Annotated in this window: 15 protein-coding genes; 5 read left to right on the forward strand and 10 right to left on the reverse strand. The window is 73.1% G+C overall.

Translation table 11 applies throughout. The features are described from left to right. Positions 1-2: 2 nt before the first annotated feature. From AB8Z75_RS08595 to AB8Z75_RS08605, 3 genes are all read right to left on the reverse strand, one after another. Positions 3-953 (reverse strand): carbohydrate ABC transporter permease, encoded by a 951-nt coding sequence (locus tag AB8Z75_RS08595; RefSeq protein WP_369200811.1) that lies wholly within the window; start codon positions 951-953, stop codon positions 3-5. Between the two features lie 64 nt (positions 954-1,017). After that, a complete protein-coding gene (locus AB8Z75_RS08600; protein WP_369200812.1) occupies positions 1,018-2,301 on the reverse strand; it encodes an ABC transporter substrate-binding protein in 1,284 nt (427 codons plus the stop codon). Between the two features lie 217 nt (positions 2,302-2,518). After that, positions 2,519-3,472 carry an SGNH/GDSL hydrolase family protein gene (locus AB8Z75_RS08605; RefSeq protein ID WP_369200813.1) on the reverse strand — a complete coding sequence of 318 codons (954 nt, stop codon included), beginning with the start codon at positions 3,470-3,472 and terminating at the stop codon, positions 2,519-2,521. A gap of 232 nt (positions 3,473-3,704) precedes the next feature. On the opposite strand from AB8Z75_RS08605, the gene AB8Z75_RS08610 reads away from it, so the two are divergent. Beyond that, positions 3,705-5,345 carry an amidase gene (locus tag AB8Z75_RS08610; RefSeq protein ID WP_369200824.1) on the forward strand — a complete coding sequence of 547 codons (1,641 nt, stop codon included), beginning with the start codon at positions 3,705-3,707 and terminating at the stop codon, positions 5,343-5,345. On the opposite strand, the gene AB8Z75_RS08615 is transcribed toward AB8Z75_RS08610, so the two are convergent. Further along, complete coding sequence (locus AB8Z75_RS08615) at positions 5,319-5,879, reverse strand: TetR/AcrR family transcriptional regulator (RefSeq protein WP_369200814.1); 561 nt, start codon at positions 5,877-5,879, stop codon at positions 5,319-5,321. The genes AB8Z75_RS08610 and AB8Z75_RS08615 overlap by 27 nt on opposite strands. A gap of 206 nt (positions 5,880-6,085) precedes the next feature. On the opposite strand from AB8Z75_RS08615, the gene AB8Z75_RS08620 reads away from it, so the two are divergent. Next, positions 6,086-6,979, forward strand: a complete 894-nt coding sequence (locus AB8Z75_RS08620) for an ABC transporter substrate-binding protein (protein ID WP_369200815.1) — start codon at positions 6,086-6,088, stop codon at positions 6,977-6,979. 30 nt (positions 6,980-7,009) lie between these two features. On the opposite strand, the gene AB8Z75_RS08625 is transcribed toward AB8Z75_RS08620, so the two are convergent. The 5 genes from AB8Z75_RS08625 to AB8Z75_RS08645 all read right to left on the reverse strand — a co-directional run bounded on the left by AB8Z75_RS08625 (position 7,010) and on the right by AB8Z75_RS08645 (position 13,341). Next, a complete protein-coding gene (locus AB8Z75_RS08625) occupies positions 7,010-9,100 on the reverse strand; it encodes a prolyl oligopeptidase family protein (RefSeq protein WP_369200825.1) in 2,091 nt (696 codons plus the stop codon). Positions 9,101-9,197: 97 nt separating this feature from the next. Continuing rightward, complete coding sequence (locus AB8Z75_RS08630) at positions 9,198-10,673, reverse strand: sialate:H+ symport family MFS transporter (RefSeq protein ID WP_369200816.1); 1,476 nt, start codon at positions 10,671-10,673, stop codon at positions 9,198-9,200. A 72-nt stretch (positions 10,674-10,745) separates the two neighbouring features. After that, positions 10,746-11,423, reverse strand: a complete 678-nt coding sequence (locus AB8Z75_RS08635) for an N-acetylmannosamine-6-phosphate 2-epimerase (protein ID WP_369200817.1) — start codon at positions 11,421-11,423, stop codon at positions 10,746-10,748. After that, on the reverse strand, positions 11,420-12,385 hold the full coding sequence (locus AB8Z75_RS08640; protein WP_369200818.1) for an ROK family protein: 966 nt from the start codon (positions 12,383-12,385) through the stop codon (positions 11,420-11,422). Before AB8Z75_RS08640 ends, AB8Z75_RS08635 begins: the two co-directional genes overlap by 4 nt. After that, a complete protein-coding gene (locus AB8Z75_RS08645; RefSeq protein WP_369200819.1) occupies positions 12,382-13,341 on the reverse strand; it encodes a dihydrodipicolinate synthase family protein in 960 nt (319 codons plus the stop codon). The genes AB8Z75_RS08640 and AB8Z75_RS08645 overlap by 4 nt, the downstream gene beginning before the upstream one ends. A gap of 197 nt (positions 13,342-13,538) precedes the next feature. Between AB8Z75_RS08645 and AB8Z75_RS08650 the strand changes: the two genes are divergently transcribed. Beyond that, positions 13,539-14,234: a FadR/GntR family transcriptional regulator gene (locus AB8Z75_RS08650; protein ID WP_369200820.1), complete on the forward strand. Its 696-nt coding sequence runs from the start codon at positions 13,539-13,541 to the stop codon at positions 14,232-14,234. A gap of 118 nt (positions 14,235-14,352) precedes the next feature. Here AB8Z75_RS08650 and AB8Z75_RS08655 read toward each other — a convergent pair whose 3' ends face one another. Further along, entirely contained in the window at positions 14,353-15,183 is an 831-nt protein-coding gene (locus tag AB8Z75_RS08655; RefSeq protein WP_369200821.1) for an SAM-dependent methyltransferase, read from the reverse strand. A gap of 159 nt (positions 15,184-15,342) precedes the next feature. Between AB8Z75_RS08655 and AB8Z75_RS08660 the strand changes: the two genes are divergently transcribed. Further along, positions 15,343-16,056 (forward strand): GntR family transcriptional regulator, encoded by a 714-nt coding sequence (locus AB8Z75_RS08660; protein ID WP_369200822.1) that lies wholly within the window; start codon positions 15,343-15,345, stop codon positions 16,054-16,056. A 51-nt stretch (positions 16,057-16,107) separates the two neighbouring features. Continuing rightward, positions 16,108-17,262, forward strand: coding sequence for an N-methyl-L-tryptophan oxidase (solA, locus tag AB8Z75_RS08665; protein WP_369200823.1), 1,155 nt, complete (start codon positions 16,108-16,110; stop codon positions 17,260-17,262). Positions 17,263-17,341: the final 79 nt, after the last annotated feature.

Here is a 17,341-nt window from a genome sequence, read left to right on the forward strand (position 1 = left end):
GATCAGTAGTTCTGCCGGAAGAGGCGGCGGATGGTCAGCAGTCCGGCGAGCCCGGCCAGGAAGAGGAGGACGCCGACGGTCTGGCTGTAGCCGAGGTCCGCGGCGATGAACGCCTTCTGGTAGACGAGGAACGACAGTGTGGTCGAGGAGCTGCCCGGGCCGCCCTGGGTGAGCAGCAGCACGTGCTGCGCCGACCCGAAGAGCGTCCACAGGAACTGCAGCATGGTGACCACGCCCACGTAGTCGCGGATGACGGGGAAGTGGACCCGCCACATCGTCCGCCAGTGCCCGGCGCCGTCCAGCTGCGCGGCCTCTTCCAGTTCGTCCGGCACGCTGCCAAGACGCGCGGCGAACAGCACGGCGGTGAAACCGATCCCGGCCCAGACGTCCAGGGCGATGAGGCAGGCCAGCGCCGTCGAGGGGGAGGCGAGCCAGGCGTCGGTGAGCGAGGTCAGCCCCGCTGATTCGAGGGCTCCGTTGAGCAGCCCGTCGGGGGAGAGCGCGGCGTAGAAGACCATGGCCTTCGCCGGGGTGGAGATCAGCCCCGGCACGAACAGCAGGTAGCGGATGACGCGGTGTCCCGGGGGCCGCTGCGCCACGTAGTAGCCCACCATGTAGGCGCACACGATCATGATCGGCAGGGCCACGGCGAGTTGGACCGCGGTGTTGCGCACGGCCGCCCAGAAGACCGGGTCGTCGAGCACCGCGCGGAGGTTGCCGAGCCCGGCGAAGGAGACCGGCTGGAGCATGCCGGGCCAGCGCAGTGCGGCGATCACGAAGATGGCCACCATCGGGCCGACCATGAAGACCAGGTACCACACCAGCGCGGGCACGGCGAGGATCGTTCCGCCCTGCTTGCGCGGGCGCGGCCGTGGTCGGCGCCCGGCGGCGCGGGGCGGCGCACCGGTCAGGCCGGGCTCTGCCGCGCCAGGTGTCGGCGTCAGCGTCGTCATGAGGTGACTCCCGTGGACTGGGGCTCGGGACGTGGGGGAGCGGAGGCGGGGCGCGGGCCCTTGCTCAGCGGTACGCGGCTTCGAGCGCGGCACGTACCCGGGCCGCGCCGACACCGCGGGTGAAGGACGTGCTGGTGGCGGTGATCAGCGGCTGGTTGGCGGTGGGCGGTACGTACACGTCGGGCAGCAGCGCCTGGCCGACGTCGGAGCCCAGCCGCTGCGCGGCGGCCACGAGGGGGAAGCCGGTGCTCAGCGCGTCGGACCGCAGCGCCATGTCCCGGCCGCTCTCGGTGATGAACGCCGAGACGGTGTCGGCCCTGTACATGAAGCGGAGGAACTTCTCCACGGCGTCGATCTTCTTCGTGCCGTTGGGGCTGATCCAGAAGCCGATGAGGGTGTAGGAGCGCAGGATGGTGGGCTTGTGGTGGACGGCCCCGTCCGCCAGGGGCCAGCCGCCGACGTCCGTGTGGCGCGCCACCTTTGCGGGCACCTCCGCGAGCGCCGACGACATCGCCGACTCGATCGCCGCGGCCTCGGTGTTGTACTGCGTCATCATCGAGTCCGAGGTGAGGCCCTGCGGTTTGTCGGTGAAGACGCCGGAGTCGCGCAGTTCGACGAAGTAGGCGATGCCCTCCCGCGCGCCCCTGCTCCCGAAGTCCCCGGTCGAGTAGGCGTGCCGGGCCTCGTCCTCGGTGAGGAAGGTCTGGATGATCTGGGCGAGGAGCTTCTGCCCGGTCCAGTCGTTGCCGCCGACGGTCACGGGCGCGGTCCCTTTCGCCCGCAGCTTGCGCGCGGCGCGGATCAGCTCGTCGCCCGTGGTCGGTATCTCCGCCACGCCCGCCCGGTCCAGCAGCGCCCTGTTGTAGGCCACGGGCCAGTTGGTGGCGAAGTACGGGAAGGCGCGCAGCCTCCCCTTGCCGTCGGTCCACGCCGCGAGCGCCTCGGGCAGTACCCGCTCGCGCAGCCCCCAGCCGTCCAGGTACTCCCTGACGTCGACCGTGGCGCCGACGTCCGTCCACGCCAGCGTCTTGTCGTAGAGGTTGACCATGACGACGTCCGGCTCCTTGCGGGCCAGGCGCGCGGTCTCGTAGACCTGCGCGAGATCGTCGCCGTTGACCAGGTTCTTGACCTTCAGGCCCGGGTGCTCGGCGCGGAAGCGGTCGAGCGCCCGCAGGTAGGTGGCCGAGCCCGGCGCCGTGGTGCCCAGTTGGCTGTGCACGACGAGCGTGTCGGGGTCGTCTTCCGCGGCGGCCAGCGCCGAGCAGCCGGACAAGGCGGGGAGGGTGGACGCGGCGAGGCCGCAGCCTGCGGCGAGCAGGCCGCGTCGGGTCAGCGGGGACGAGCGCACAGCGGGAGGTCTCCAACCAGGCGGTTAACGAGTGGTTAATCGATGTACCTCTGGAGGTGCGAGGAACCTAGACCTCCGCGGGGCTTCGGTCAAGACCCGTCCCGAAAGGAGCGGTCACACACGCACGAGGGTGGCCCCCACCCGGTGGGGGCCACCCTCGTGCTGACCGGCCTCTCCCGTGCGCCCGCCGCGAGGCCGAGCACGGCAGGCGGGACGCTCACCGCCGTACGGCCGCCAGTACCGCCTGCGACATGGCCTGGTGGCCCGCGGCGTTGGGGTGGAAGCCGGCGGCGTCCACGGCCCGCAGCGGTTCCGCCCAGCGGGTGCCCACGGGCTTGCACATGTCGTGTCCGACCGAGCCCGCGTAGGTGTCGACGTACTCGGCCCCCGCCGCCTCGGCGCGGTCGGCGAGCATGGCGTTCAGCTTCTTCTCCGTGTCCCTGAGCCAGGGGGCGTCACCCGAGGCGAGCGAGACGGTCCGCGGGCAGTTGCTGCCGTCCTCGGGGAGCAGCGCGGGATAGCCGACGACCAGTACGCGCGCGCCGGGTGACCTGTCGTGGATGCCGCGCAACACCCCGTCGATCTTCGTGGCCGTGGCCTGGATGCGCGCGGCCAGCTCGTCGGAGCCGCCGAGGGAGTAACTCGCCTTGCACGGTGCGCCGTTCGGCACGAGGGCGCCGAGCAGGACGCAGCGCGCGACGATGCCCCCGAACCCGATGTCGTTGCCGCCGATGCCGACGGTGACCAGGTCGGTGGACTCCTTCAGCGCGTCGAACTGCGGGGGCGCGGTGCCCTGCGGTGCCGTCATCTCGGCTGTCGTCGCGCCACCGCAGCTGACGTCGGTGGAGGTTCCCGGGGCCAGCGCGGCCGTCACCAGCGTCGGGTAGTTGTGGTCGGAACGGCCGCAGTTCTCATCCGTCTGGTCCGGGATGCCGGGACCCGAGGTGTAGGAGTCGCCCAGGGCGACGTAGTGGGCGACGGCCTCCGCGCCGTCGCGGGGCCCCGGCTCCGCCGACGAGGCGGCGGGGGCGCCCGCAAGGGTGAGCACGGCGGCCATCGGGAGCGCCATACCGGCGGCCAGCGCGGCACGCACGCGCCCGCGCGCCGGGCGGCGGGCCGGTGAGGGCGGCCCGGGCACGGGCCGCGCGGGAGGAGAAGGAGATGCGGACATGACCACCTCGCAGACCAACTGGACAACAGAACCGACGAGATGAGACGCGGATCGTGGGGGAGCCGAGGGGCGGAAAGGCGGTGGAAAGGCGGTGGAACAGGTTCTACCGACCAGTAAGAGTGGCCGTCGTTCCCCTCGCCGTCAAGGCTTCGGGCGGCGGGCCGTGGCCGGGGCCCTCTTGCGCGCCGGAAGGATGTGTAGTCGGCTGACGTCCATGGGGAAGCTGACGTCCATGGGGAAGAGGAGCGCTGCCGCACTGGTCGCCACTGTGGTCGCGGGATCCCTGCTGACGCATACGTCGAATCCGCGTGCGGAGGCGGCCGACACCGGGAGCGGCGCAGCGTCCCGAGCGGCCGGCGCGCTGGGATTCGACCTCGACACGGTGACCATTCCCGAGCTCCAGCACCGCATGGCCAAGGGCTCGTTGACCTCTTCCGCTCTGACCCGTGCCTACCTGCGGCGGATCGAACGCATCGACCCCACGATCAACGCCGTGCTCCGCACCGACCCGACGGCCCTGCGGCAGGCGGCGGCCAGCGACGCGCGGCACCGGCACGGCAGGGCCCGCGGCCCGCTGGACGGTATCCCCGTCCTCCTCAAGGACAACGTGAACACCCGCGGCCTGGCGAGCACCGCGGGATCGCTGGCGCTGGCGAAGCACCCGCCGAAGACCGACGCCGCCCTGGTCACCCGGCTGCGGAAGGCCGGAGCGGTGATCCTCGGTAAGACCAACCTGTCGGAATGGGCGAACTTCCGGGCCGCGAAACCGACCTCGGGGTGGTCGGCGGTCGGCGGCCAGACCCACAACCCGTACGTGCTGGACCGGAACCCGTGCGGGTCCTCCTCGGGATCGGCCGCCGCGCTCGCCGCGTCGCTCTCCCAGGTGGCGATCGGCACCGAGACGGACGGTTCCATCGTCTGCCCGGCCGGGATGAACGGCGTCGTCGGCCACAAGCCCAGCCTCGGGCTGGTCAGCGGGTCCGGCGTGGTGCCGATCTCCGCCGAGCAGGACACCGCGGGTCCCATGGCCCGCAACGTGACCGACACGGCGCTCACCCTGTCGGTCCTCACCGGCGACGAGGACACCGGCCTCAGCGGCGACGAGGACACCGGCCGGGGACGCGCGTCGGCCGGCGCCTCCGGGGGCCGGTCGGCGCGGGAGCTGACGCGCCCCGGCGCGCTGCGCGGCAAGCGGATCGGCCTGTGGCGGCTGCCGTCGCTCGGCCCCGACGTGGACGCCGTGATGAGCCGCACGGCGAAGAAGCTGCGCGCCGCCGGAGCCGAGGTCATCGAGGTGACCCCGCCCTACCAGGAGCGACTGGCCGAGCTCGAATTCCCCGCGCTGCTCAGCGAGTTCCACCGGGACATCAACGCCTACCTCGCCACCCGGAACGGGCCTCGCGACCTCGCCGCGCTGATCGAGTTCAACCGCACCCACCCGGCGGAGCGCACCTGTTTCGCGGGGCAGGAGCTGTTCGAACAGGCCCTGGACGCACCGCCCACCACCGACCCGGAGTACCGGGCGATGCGGGCCGAGCTGAAGGACCTCTCCCGGCGCTCCATCGACGAGACGATGGCCGCCCACCACCTGGACGCCCTCGCCTCCCCGACGAACCCGCCCGCCTGGACGACCGACTGCGCGCGGGGCGACAACGACGTGATCCCGTCCTCCACGCCCGCGGCCGTCGCCGGATACCCGTCGCTGTCGGTGCCCGCGGGGTCCGTGGGCGAACTGCCCGTGGGCCTGCTCCTGATGGCCGGTGACCACCAGGACGCGAAGCTCCTGTCGCTGGGGGCCTCGGTGGAGCGCAGGCTGGACGCCTGGCGCGCGCCCCGCTACCTGCCGTCAGTGGGGTCCGGCGCCGCTGGATGACCCGGCCTCCGCCGCCGTCTCGCCCGGTGCCCGGCCGCCCAGTACACGGCCGGTGAAGCCGGCCAGCTGTGTACGCGGGTGCGCGCGGGACAGCTCCCGCCGGTCGGTCAGGTGGTCGACGAGGTCGGCGCGGTCCGCCGAGAGCAGCGCGTGCGCGGCGAAGTCGCTTCCCGTGAAGCCGGGGAGCTGCTCCAGTTCGCCGCTGAGTGACGCGTGCCACCAGTCGTAGTGCCCCGCGCCGTAGGGGCTGTCGGATGCGGCCTCCTCCAGCGCCGGCGACAGGTGCCGGTGGTCGAGCTTGAAGCACCGGAGGGCGTCGAGCAGGGCGAGGGTCCGCTCCCGGGGCGGGGTGGCGGGCCCGAGCGGGCGCGGCCCTTCGGCGACGGCCTGGCGTACCGGCGCGAGCCGGATCTCGCAGAGCGCGTGGATCAGGCCGGTGCGGTCCCCGAAGCCGCGGAAGAGGGCGCCGAAGACCGCACCACCGACACCGTCACACGCGTCACCGGCCGTCCCGCCCGCAGCATGCGTACGCATCTGGCCGAGGCAGTGACACCCGGGCACGAGGAAGTTAGGCTCGCCTAAGTCGTACGCCCGGGGTGCGGGACGCCGCCCTCGGGTCCGCGGGCCCGAGGGGAGAAGGGCGCCGCTCCGCGCCGGACGGCAACCCGGCACGACGAAGCGGCCGTCCACGCCTCCCACCTCCCGGGCCCCGAAGCCAACTCCCAAGGAAGCGAGGCACTGTGGTCGCAAGCGATCTGTGGACCTTCCGCGACGACCGGGGGCAGGAGGTGACGGCAGCGCACACGCCCCGGCGCCTCGTCGCCTACGTGCAGGCGGCGGCCGTGCTGGCCGAGCACGGGGTGCCCACCGCCGCGGTCTTCGGCTCACCGCACGAGGCGGCGGGGCCAGGACCCGTCGAACGGGAGATACCCGGCCTCCAGGACGTCGCCTACCTGGGCGCCGGAGAGGGACTGACCGCGCAGGACATCGCGCGGACCGAGCCGGAACTGCTGGTCACCGTCACCTACGACGGCGACCGGCTCTACGGCATCGGTCCCGACCTGCGCAAGGCGCTGGAGCCCGCCCTGCCCCTGGCCGCGCTCCACGTCGGCCCGGGGGCGCGCCTCGCGGACGTACGGCGCCGCTTCGCCGAACTGGCCCGCGCCCTGGACCCGGCACATCCGAACACCACCGCGAGCGGGACGGGCCGCCAGGAGCCGGACGCCGGCCTGGGGCGGCTCGGCGCCGCGGCGCGGACGGCCCGAGGCGTCAGGGTGCTGGCGCTCTCGCCCGCAGGCCCCGACCAGGCGCACGTGGCCCGCCCCGCCGGCTGGCCGCTGCTGGGAGAGCTCACTCAGGCGGGCGTGCACGTGCTCGACCTGCCCGCCGCGGGCGCCAGTTGGGCGACGTACGGCTGGGAGGAACTGGCCGGTCTGGAGCCGGACGTCATCCTGCGCGACGTCCGGGGGAACGCCACCCCCGACCCGCGGCTGTCGGAGGTCACCGCCTGGCAGCGGATGAGCCACCGCGCCCAGGTACTGCCCTGGAACCCCGAACTGCCCTTCACCGCCGACGCGGTCGCCTCCTTCCTGGACGCGGTGACCGACGCTCTGTACCGGGCCGCGACGCCGTAGCCGGCGGTCCCGCCCGACTTCCCCGGCGCGTCAGCGCGGCTTTGCCGGCTTCGTCCCGCCCTTCGCCGGGACCCGGCCGTCGTCGCTCAGGTTCCGCCACAGGAAGGTGTGCACCACGGCCTCGACGTAGGCGGCCTGCTCGTGGTCGGCTGCCCCCGCGTGACCCCCGCCGGTGTTCTCGTAGTAGTGGACGGGCAGCCCGAGTTCCCGCATCCGCGCGGCCATCTTGCGGGCGTGGCCCGGATGGACGCGGTCGTCGCGGGTGGAGGTGGTCAGCAGCAGCGGCGGGCAGGCGCCACCGGCCTCCTGGCCCGCCCCGGGGCGCAGGTTGTGGTACGGCGACCAGCGCAGCAGGTGGGTGCGGTCGCGGGGGTCCTCCGGGTCGCCGTATTCGGCGACCCAGGACGCCCCGGCCAGGAGCCGGTGGAAGCGCAGCATGTCCAGCAGCGGCACCTCGGCGACGACCGCGCCGAACAGGTCGGGGTGGCGGGTGAGCATGACCCCTGTCAGCAGCCCGCCGTTGCTGCCGCCGCAGATGCCGAGCCGGCCGGGCGTGGTGACACCCCGCAGGACCAGGTCGCGGGCCACTGCCGCGAAGTCGTCGAACGCCCGGTCGCGGTCGGCGCCGAGGGCGGCCTGGTGCCAGTCGGGGCCGTACTCGCCGCCACCGCGGATGTTGGCGATCACGTAGGTGCCGCCGCGCTCCAGCCACGCCCGGCCGGTCACGGCCGAGTGGAAGGGCGTCAGAGAGACCTCGAAGCCGCCGTATCCGTACAGCAGGGCGGGCGCGGCGCCTTCCTGCCCCTCCTGCCCGACCACGAAGTACGGGACCCTGGTCCCGTCCGCCGAGACGGCGAAGTGCTGCCGCACCAGCAGCCCCTCGGTGGAGAAGCGCGACGGCGCCCGCTTGAGCGTCTCCACGTCCCCCTCGCCCGCCACGGTGCGGCACAGGGTGGCGGCCTGGAGGAATCCGGAGACCGAGAAGTAGACCTCCTCCGCGTTCTCACCGTCCTCGGCGGGCGAGGTCGCCGTCACTCCGGCCGCCGACAGCGCGGGCACCTCGCCCAGCGGACGGCGCGACCAGCCGCCCGAACCTGACGGAGTCAGCAGGTGCAGGCGGGAGGAGACATCCGTCAGCGTCTCCAGGACGAGGTGGTCGCGGGTGGTGGCGTATCCCTCCAGGACGGTGCGCTCGTCGGGCGTGAACAGCACCTCGTGGGAGCGCTCGCCTTGCACGAAGGCCTCGAAGTCGAACGCCAGCAGCGCCCCGGCGGGCCGCTCCAGCCACGGCGAGCGCAACGTGACCAGCAGCCACTGCCGGCGCACGCCGACCAGGGCGTCGTCCGGCGCCTCGATGCGCACCGCGGTGCCGTCCGGGCTGAGGAGGAAGCGCTCACTGTGCCAGAAGTCGCGGCTCCGCACGGCCAGATCGCGCTCGAAGCCGGGCGTGGGGTCGTGCCAGGCGCGCACGGACACGTCCTCGTGGCTCCCCTCGAAGACGACCGGAGCCGCCTCGAGCGGAGTGCCGCGGCGCCAGCGCCGCACCGTGCGCGGGTAGCCGGAGGCCGTGAGGTCGCCAGGCCCCGCGTCGGTGCCGACGAAGAGGTGGTCCTCGTCGATCCAGCTGACGGAGTTCTTGGCCTCGGGCAGCCGGAACCCGTCCTCCACGAACGCGCCCCTGTCCATGTCGTACTCCCGCACGACGGTCGCGTCCGCGCCGTCCCTGGACAGCCGCACCAGCGCGCGCCTGTGCTCCGGGCGCAGCACGGAGGCGCCCGCCCACGTCCAGGGCACGCCCTCCTCGTCGGCCAGCGCGTCCACGTCCAGCACCGTCTCCCAGCGGGGGTCGGACGTGCGGTACTCCTCCAGGGTGGTGCGCCGCCACAACCCGCGCAGGTGGGTGGTGTCGCGCCAGAAGTTGTACAGGTGGGTGCCGCGTCGCACCACGTACGGGATGCGCGCGGAGTCGCCGAGGACCTCCCGCACCTCCCGGCGCAACGCCTCGAACCCCGGGTCGGCGGTCAGCTCCGCCACGGTCTCGGCGTTCCGCTCGCGCACCCAGGTGAGCGCCGCGTCGCCTTCGATCTCTTCGAGCCACAGATACGGGTCGTCGTCCTCCATCACCCCGCCATTGTCGGCCCCGCGCGGGTGAGCCCCCGCCACGCGCCCGCGCGGGGCACGTGCCGAGGGCTCACTCTGGGCGTTCCGGAGAGCAGCGTCAGGCGCCGGTGCGCACGGACGGGGGCCGCGCCTGCTCGCTGCGCGCGGGATTGTCGTCGACGAGGTGGTCGGCGGGCCCGTCCGGGTCGAGCAGCCTGCCGAGGCGGCCCGGCACGTCGAAGCCGACGAGCAGGACCACGATCATCGTCCCGGCGAAGGTGAGGAGGGCCAGGGACTGGCCGAGGTCCATCCCGGAGGCGAGGTTGGCCCCCAGCACGGGGGCCACGGCGCCGCCGAGCGCCCCCACGTTGTAGGTGAAGCCCAGCGCGGCGGCCCGGCTGCGGGTGGGGAAGTGGCCGCCGATGTAGCGGGGCAGCAGCCCCGAGATGCCGAAGCTGGTGGCCTGCAGGAAGAACAGCAGGACGCCGAGCAGCAGCAGGTTGTCCTCGACCGCGAAGACGGGGAAGACGAAGACCAGCGAGGCCACCAGGGTGAACGCGTAGGCCTTCTTGGTGCCGATCCAGTCGCCCACGAAACCGGCCAGCCAGCAGCCGGCCATCGTGCCGAAGCCCGCGTAGTACAGCGCCTCGGTGACCTGGCCGGGGCTGTAGCCCAGGTCCGACTTCAGGTAGGTCGGAAGCAGCGCCTGGATGGGCCAGGAGTACAGGAAGGCGAAGAAGATCGTGACGATCATCGACACGTAGAGCAGCCAGCCGCGCCGGCCGCCCAGTTGCACGGCGAAGGCCACCAGGGCGAGTCCGGCGATCACCGACAGCACAGGCACCAGGCCCTCGCCCAGCGGCGTGAAGACGGCGAAGAGCGAGACGGTGGCCGCCACGGCCAGTACCACGTTGGCCGTCCCCCTGGCCCGGGTGGCGAACAGCGGGCGGAACGGGTTGGGCCGCTCCTCCTGCTCGCCGACCTCCGCCTCCCAGTCCGCGGCCTCCGGCAGGGCACGCCGCATCCACAGCGCGATGACGATGGGGATCAGCCCCACGTAGAACATCCAGCGCCAGCCCAGCGTGGGCACCACCCACTTGTAGACCTCCGCGGCCAGGACGGTGCCCACCGAGTAACCGGAGATCAGGAAGCCGCTGGCCCGGTTGCGCATCCGCACCGGCCAGCTCTCCATGACGTAGGTGGCGCTGGCGGAGTACTCGCCGGCCATGCCCATGCCGATGGCGAGCCGGGCGACGAACAGGCTGGTGTAGTCCCAGGCGAACCCGCAGGCGAAGGTGCCCAGCGAGTACAGCAGGATGCTGACCACCATCGACAGCTTCCGCCCGAAGCGGTCGCCGAGGGCGCCCAGCAGGGCGCCGCCGAGCCAGCGGGTGATGAACGCGGCGGAGACGAGGCTGGCCGCCTGGACGGTGTCGAGGCCGAAGTCGTCGCTGATCTCGGTCAGTACGAGCGTGATCAGGACGAAGTCGAAGCCGTCGAGGAGGTAACCGATCCAGGCGGCGAAGAACGCCTTCCACTGGCTGCGGCCCACCTGGCGGTACCAGGGCGGCTGGGAGGGGGCGGTGTGGTGCACGGTGACTCCAGGATGCCGGACGGACTCGTCGTCGAGCGCCGTCGGGAACGAGCGCCTTGCGGCGCGGCTGTGTCAGGGGCGGGCGAGGCGCTCCACGAAGCGGCCCGTCAGCGCTGTGGGTGCGGTGATGGCGGTGCCGACGACGACGCTGTGAGCGCCCAGGGCCAGGGCCTCGGCCGCCTCGTCGGGGGTGTTGATCCGGCCCTCGGCGACGACGGGCACGTCGAGTGCTTCGGCGAGGGTGGCGACCAGCCGCAGGTCGGGCCCTGCCCCTCGCGGTGTCCCCGGCACGTAGCCGGACAGGGTGGAGGAGACCAGGTCGGCGCCCTCGCGGGCCGCGGTGACGCCCTCCTCGAAGGTCGAGACGTCGGCCATGACCAGGGCACCGGCCTGGTGCACTGCCGTGACGAGGTCCGCGAACGTGCTGCCGTCGGGGCGGGGCCTCGCGGTGGCGTCGGCGGCGACCACGTGGGCCCCGGCGTCCGCGACGACGAGGGCGTGGCGCACCGTCGGCGTGATGTAGACGCCGGTGTCGCCGTCCTTCCACAGGCCGATCACGGGCAGTTGGACGGCGGCGGTGACGGCTGCGACCACCTCGGGCTCGTTGACCCTGATACCCGCGGCCCCGCCGGCCGCCGCGGAGCGGGCGAGCCGCACGAGGGTGCCGGTCTCCCGCATCGGATCGCCGGGCGGTGCCTGGCAGGAGACGATCAGCCGGCCCTTGACGGCGTCTGCGACGGACGAGGTCATCGTGTTTCTCCCGGGTGGTGGAGGGTGACGGTACGGGTGAGCAGCGCGGCGCCGAGGACGGCCGCGTCGGGGCCGAAGCGGGGGCGCACGGGACGCAGCTCGCGCAGCGGCGGCATCAACTCCGCGCGGAAGGCGTCGGAGAGCGCGGACCAGTAGCGGGCGCCGATGTGCGGGACGCCGCCGCCGACGACGACCCGGTGCGGGCCCAGGACGTTGGCGAGCCCGCCCAGTGCCCGGCCGGTGGCGCGGGCCCCGGTGGCGATGGCACGCTCCGCGGCGGCGTCGCCCGCCGAGGCGTGCGCGGCCACCGTCTCCAGACGGTCGGCGCGGCGACCGCTCAGCCGCTCGTACAGCGCGGTCATGGCGGGCCCGGAGGCGATCACTTCGAGATGCCCTGTGCCGCCGCAGGTGCACGGCAGACCGGCGGCCTCCGGGCTCGGCAGGTGGCCCAGGTGCCCGGCGATGCCCGCGCTGCCGTGCAGCATCCGGCCGTCCACGGCCACCGCGCCGCCGATGCCGGTGCCGACAGCGGCGTAGAGGAAGGAGTCCCGCGGGTCGCCGGCGGCGGGCAGCTCGGTGGCGGCGGTGGTGCGCACGTCGTTGTCGCAGGCGACCGGCAGCCCGGTGCGGGCGCCGAGACCTGCCGCCAGCGCCGTACCGGCCCATCCGGTCAGGGAGTCGGTGGCGCTGGTGACGGTGCCGGTGCGCGGATCGATCACGCCGGCGGCGGCGACGCCGATCGCCGCCGCGCCGTCGTCGACCTCCCGCGCGGCGGCGGCCAGCGCGTCGAGAACGGCCTCGGCCCCCTCGCGGGCCGGGGTCGGCCGGTGGTGGCGCCGCAGTACCGCGCCGTCGGGACCGACGAGCGCTGCGGCGATCTTGGTGCCGCCCAGGTCGAGGCCGATCACCGCCGCCTCCCGCGAGGCGCGGGAGGCGGGCCGGCAGGCGCGCGGCGTGGTCATCGGGCGGTGGTCAGACCGGCGTCGCGCAGCCGCGCGCCGACCTCGGCGGTCGCCATGGCGTCCAACTGGATCTGGGGGAAGGCGGTGTCGCCGCACTCGATGACGCCCAGCAGCCGCAGGGCGGCCTTGAAGGCGCCGAGCGCGGCGGAGCTGCGGCCCATCTGAGCCTCGGGGCCCGCGTCCACCAGGGCGAACAGGGAGGTGAGCCGCTCCTGCTCCTTGGCCGCCAGCAGCCAGTCGCCCGACCTTGCCGCCTCCCACAGGCGCACGTAGCCGGCCGGGTCCACGTTGCCGAGACCGGGGACCACGCCGTCGGCGCCGGCCAGCAGGGCCGCGTCCACGGTCAGTTCGGAGCCGGTGAGCACGGAGAAACCGGGGGCGCACCCGGTGGCGCGCCCCTCCCGGCCGCCGAGCTCCACCAGCAGGCGGCGCAGCGATCCCTCGTCGCCGCTGCTGTCCTTGAGTCCCGCCAGGGTGCCGTCGGTCGCGAGCTCGCGCACCAGTGCGGGGGAGAGCTTGGTGTGCACCGAGACGGGCAGGTCGTAGGCGAACAGCGGCAGATCGACGCGCTCGCGGACGCGCCGGAAGTGTCCGGCGATCTCGCGCGGGTGCGTACGGGTGTAGAAGGGCGCGGTCGCCACGAGACCGTCCGCGCCGAGCTTCTCCGCTTCGCGGGCGTGGTCGAGCACCCTGTGGGTCGTGGTGTCGATGACGCCGGCCAGCACCGGTACCCGGCCGCCCACGGTGTCCACCACGGTCTTGAGCGCGGTGCCGCGCTGGCTGTCGGTGAGGTAGGCGACCTCGCTGGTCGAGCCGAGGGCGAAGAGCCCGTGCACTCCGCCGCCCAGCAGGTGCTCGACCAGTCGGGAGAGGGACGCGGTGTCGACCTCTCCCGCGGTGTCGAGCGGGGTGCACACGGGCGGGACGATCCCGCTCAGGGGCGCGGTCACAGGCATGGTGGTACTCCACAAGTCGCTGAAGCGGGCGGCCGGTTGCTCGACAGGCCACCCACGAACATAGGATGTAAGACGTCTTATGTCTGTACTCTAGGTGGCCCCGACACCTGCCATCAAGAGGTAATGGGTCACAATCCACAGCGGGACGTCCAAGAACGGGTCACCGCAGACGGGTCACCTGAGAAAGGAACGCACGCGTGCCACGCACCACGGTGTCTGAGGATCTGCAGGCGCGGATTCGGCAGCTGATCCTGGACCGCGGTCTGGGGCCGGGCTCACCGATGCCCACGGAGACCGAGCTCGTGGAGCTCTTCGACGTCAGCAGGGTCTCGGTGCGCGAGGCGCTCAAGGCCCTGCAGGCCCTGCGCGTGGTCGAGATCCGGCGCGGCTCGGGCACGGTCGTGGGCTCGCTGTCCATGGCGCCCTTCGCCGAGGGGCTCGCCTTCCGCGCGGCGGTACGCCACCGCCACGGTGAGGCGGGTCTGTACGAACTGATGCGGGTACGCGAAGCGCTGGAGGCCGGTCTCATCGTCGGCGTGGCCGCCTCCGTGCCCGCCGAGGACGTGGAGGTACTGCGAGGGATCGTCGCCGCCATGGAGCGCGAGGCGCGCGACGAGGGCGGCATCGCCAGGGCCACCGACCGCGCCTTCCACCTGGCCCTGTACAGGTCGCTCGACAACCACTTGCTGAGCGAAGTGCTCGACGCCTTCTGGGCTGCCATGGAAAAGGTGCGCGGCGACTTCGACGGAGGCCATCAGGACCCCCTCACCACCTGCGCCCACCACCGGGAGATCGTGGACGCCGTCGCGGCCGGGGACGGCCGGCGCGCCGAGCGCGCGATGCGCACCCACTTCGACGGCATCCGCGAACGGCTCCTCGCCGACTTGGGCTGACAGGCGCCCCGCTCCGCCCCGTCCTGCCCGCCTCCGCGGCAGGCCGGACGGTGCTGCTCTTCCGGCCGCCCCCGGGGAAGGTGGGACGGCGCCCCCGTCCCGCCCGTGCCCGCGTGCGCTACGGCTTGATCCCCACGCCCGCCCAGACGGACGTCTCCGCCGCGCTGACGGCGCCGGGGAGGGCGGGAGGCTCGTCGGGCGCGGTGATCTCGGGATGCCAGTCGCAGCTCGCGACGATCCCCGGCTCGACCAGATCCAGGCCCCGGAAGAACCCCGCGACGGACTCCCGCGGGCGTACGGTCAAGAAGATGCCGCGGTCGCGGTAGACCCGCTCCACGTCGTGCACCGACCCCGTCTCGTCCTTGATCTCCAGATCGTCGGTGCCGTGGGAGAGGACGAGGGCGCTGCCCGGCGCGAGATCCCGCAGGAGGCGGCTGACCAGGGCGGGCGGATCGTCGGTGTCCGGGACGAAGTGCAGCAGGGCGACGAGCGACACGGTGACGGGCTGGGCGAAGTCGAGCGTCTTGCCGGCGTGTTCGAGAATCACCTCGGGGTCGCGGACGTCCGCTTCGATGTAGTCCGTCGCTCCCTCGGGGGTGCTGGTCATCAGGGCGCGGGCGTGGGCGAGCACGATGGGGTCGTTGTCGGAGTAGACGACGCGGGCGGTGGGCTGTTCCTGCTGGGCCACCTGGTGCAGGTTGGGGGCGGTGGGGATGCCGGTGCCGATGTCGAGGAACTGCCGCATGCCCCGCTCGCGGGCCAGATAGCGCACCGAGCGCTGCATGAACTCCCGGTTCTGGCGGGCCGCGGTCATGACATCAGGCAGCGCCGCCAGGGTGGCGGCTGCGGCCTTCCGGTCCACGCGGTAGTTCGTCTTCCCGCCGAGGAAGTAGTCGTAGATGCGGGCGCTGTGCGGCGTGTTGCCGGGCTTGAACGACGCTTCACTCACGTGACCCCCCTAGTGGCGACAGTGGGCGAACACTTTGCCCCACGTGGCAGTTGGCCGCCACCCGGTCCTCGGGGATGAGTGGTGAGGGCGCAGCCACCGTTCCCGATACCCGTGTCCGAGGTATTGACCGGTCATTTGAGCCACTACTACGGTCCATTCATGTCAGCACCGTTGTACCTCCGGATCCGCAGCGAGTGGGAAGCCCGCATCAGGTCCGGCGAACTGCCTCCCGGCTCGCGGCTCCCCACCGAGGCCGAGTTGCAGGAGCAGTACGGGATCGGCCGCGCCACCGCGCAGCGGGTCCTGCACGAGATGGCCCAGGCAGGGCTCGTCGAACGGCATCGCCGCCGCGGCACCTTCGTGGCGGGCAGCGCCCGCAAGGAGAACCTGCTCCGGTTCGTGAACCCCCGGCTGACCGGCCCGGAGATCCCGGGACGGCACGAAGTGCGCAGCGCCGCCGTCGTCCGCGCGGCGGAGGTGACCCCCGCGGTGGAAGGGCTGGAGGACGACACACCGGTCAACCACCTGGTACGCCGCAAGTTCGACCTCGAAGAGACCCCCCTCGCCCTGGAGTACACCACCGTCCCCTTCGCGCTGGCCCCGCACCTGCTCGACGAGGACCTGGCCCACCTGACCCTTCTCTCGTACTTCCGCGCACATCGCGTGCCCGTGGCGACCTCGCGGATGTACCTCGACCCCGTACTGCTCGACGAGCGGGACGCCGGGCTGCTCGCCTGCGACCCCGGCATCCCCGTGCTGCGCCAACGCAGGCTCACCTGGCTGGAGAACGGAGAACTCGCCGAGGCGGCGGCCTACCTGCTGCGGCCGGGCCTCATGGAGTTCTACATCGAGCAGTCCGTCAGCGGTGACTGACCTGTCCACCCGTACCGCGTGTTCACGCGTTCCTCCGTAAGGAGCTTGCTCATGACGGCTTCCGCGCCCCGTGTGGCGATCGTCGGAACCGGCGTCATCGGCGCCATGGCGGCCTGGCAGCTGGCCACCCGGGGCGCGCACGTCCTCGCGTTCGACGCTTACGGGCGCGGACACGACCGGGGAGCCTCGGCCGGCGAGTCCCGCATCTTCCGCACCGTCTACAAGGAGGGCGCCTCCTACGTCCCGCTGCTGCGCCGCTCCCACCGCCTGTGGCGAGCGCTGGAGGCGGACTGCGGCCGTTCGCTGCTGACCATGTGCGGCGGCCTGACCATCGGCTCGCCCGACGAACCCGACGTGTCGGCGGTGCTGCGCTGTGCGGAGGAAGCCGGGCTTCCGCACGAGGTCCTCGACGCGGCGTCCGCCGCCGAGCGGTACCCGCAACACCGGCTCGACCCCGGCGAGATCGCCTTCCGCGACCCCGACGCGGGCGTGCTGCGTCCTGAACCCTCGGTCCAGGGCGCGCTGGACGCGGCCGAACGGCACGGCGCGCGCGTCCTGCCCTACCACCGCGTGGACGAGTGCGCCGAGACGGCGACCGGCTGGCGGATCACGGCCGAGGGGCAGACCCACGAGGCCGACCACCTCGTGCTCACCCCCGGACCGTGGTCGCCGCACCTGACGCCCACGAGCCGCATCCCCGTGCGAGCGCGGCTGATCACGGCATGCTGGTTCGCCGCCCGCGACGTGGCCGCCCACCAGCCCGACCGCCTGCCCATCGCCATCCGCCGCCACCCGGAGGCGGGCTTCTCCTGCTTCCCGGTCCTCGACGGCGTGGCCGTCAAGATCGTGCCGCACCACCTCGGCTGGCCCGAACTCGACGACCCCGCCGCGCTGCCGCGCAGCGCCGCGCCCGACCTCGCCCGCGCGGCCTCCGCCGCCGTCCGGCGACTGCTGCCGGGACTGGCACCCGACCCCGTCCGCATCAGCACGTACGCGGAAGGGTTCACCCCCGACGAACACCCCGTCGTCGGACCGCTTCCCGGCGCCGCCAACGCCACCGTGCTGACCGGCTTCTCCGGGCACGGGTTCAAACTCGCACCGGTCTTCGGCCAGATCGCCGCCGATCTCGCCCTGGACGGCAGCACGGAGCACGACATCACGCCGCTGGACCCGCAGCGGTTCGCCCCCGCCGTAGCACAGGGATAACCCCCCCCGCCGTAGCGCAGGGATACCCCCGACGAACACCCCGTCGTCGGACCGCTTCCCGGCGCCGCCAACGCCACCG

It is taken from the genome of Streptomyces sp. PU-14G (genome assembly GCF_041028275.1).
Classification (GTDB): domain Bacteria; phylum Actinomycetota; class Actinomycetes; order Streptomycetales; family Streptomycetaceae; genus Streptomyces.

What these genes read in the sequence shown, in the direction of transcription:
- AB8Z75_RS08635 (WP_369200817.1), bottom strand. Translation starts at nt 11,423, where the DNA reads ATGACCTCGTCCGTCGCAGACGCCGTCAAGGGCCGGCTGATCGTCTCC.
- AB8Z75_RS08615 (WP_369200814.1), bottom strand. Translation starts at nt 5,879, where the DNA reads ATGCGTACGCATGCTGCGGGCGGGACGGCCGGTGACGCGTGTGACGGT.
- AB8Z75_RS08605 (WP_369200813.1), bottom strand. Translation starts at nt 3,472, where the DNA reads ATGTCCGCATCTCCTTCTCCTCCCGCGCGGCCCGTGCCCGGGCCGCCC.
- AB8Z75_RS08660 (WP_369200822.1), top strand. Translation starts at nt 15,343, where the DNA reads ATGTCAGCACCGTTGTACCTCCGGATCCGCAGCGAGTGGGAAGCCCGC.
- AB8Z75_RS08595 (WP_369200811.1), bottom strand. Translation starts at nt 953, where the DNA reads ATGACGACGCTGACGCCGACACCTGGCGCGGCAGAGCCCGGCCTGACC.
- AB8Z75_RS08610 (WP_369200824.1), top strand. Translation starts at nt 3,705, where the DNA reads ATGGGGAAGAGGAGCGCTGCCGCACTGGTCGCCACTGTGGTCGCGGGA.
- AB8Z75_RS08625 (WP_369200825.1), bottom strand. Translation starts at nt 9,100, where the DNA reads ATGGAGGACGACGACCCGTATCTGTGGCTCGAAGAGATCGAAGGCGAC.
- AB8Z75_RS08640 (WP_369200818.1), bottom strand. Translation starts at nt 12,385, where the DNA reads ATGACCACGCCGCGCGCCTGCCGGCCCGCCTCCCGCGCCTCGCGGGAG.
- AB8Z75_RS08645 (WP_369200819.1), bottom strand. Translation starts at nt 13,341, where the DNA reads ATGCCTGTGACCGCGCCCCTGAGCGGGATCGTCCCGCCCGTGTGCACC.
- solA (WP_369200823.1), top strand. Translation starts at nt 16,108, where the DNA reads ATGACGGCTTCCGCGCCCCGTGTGGCGATCGTCGGAACCGGCGTCATC.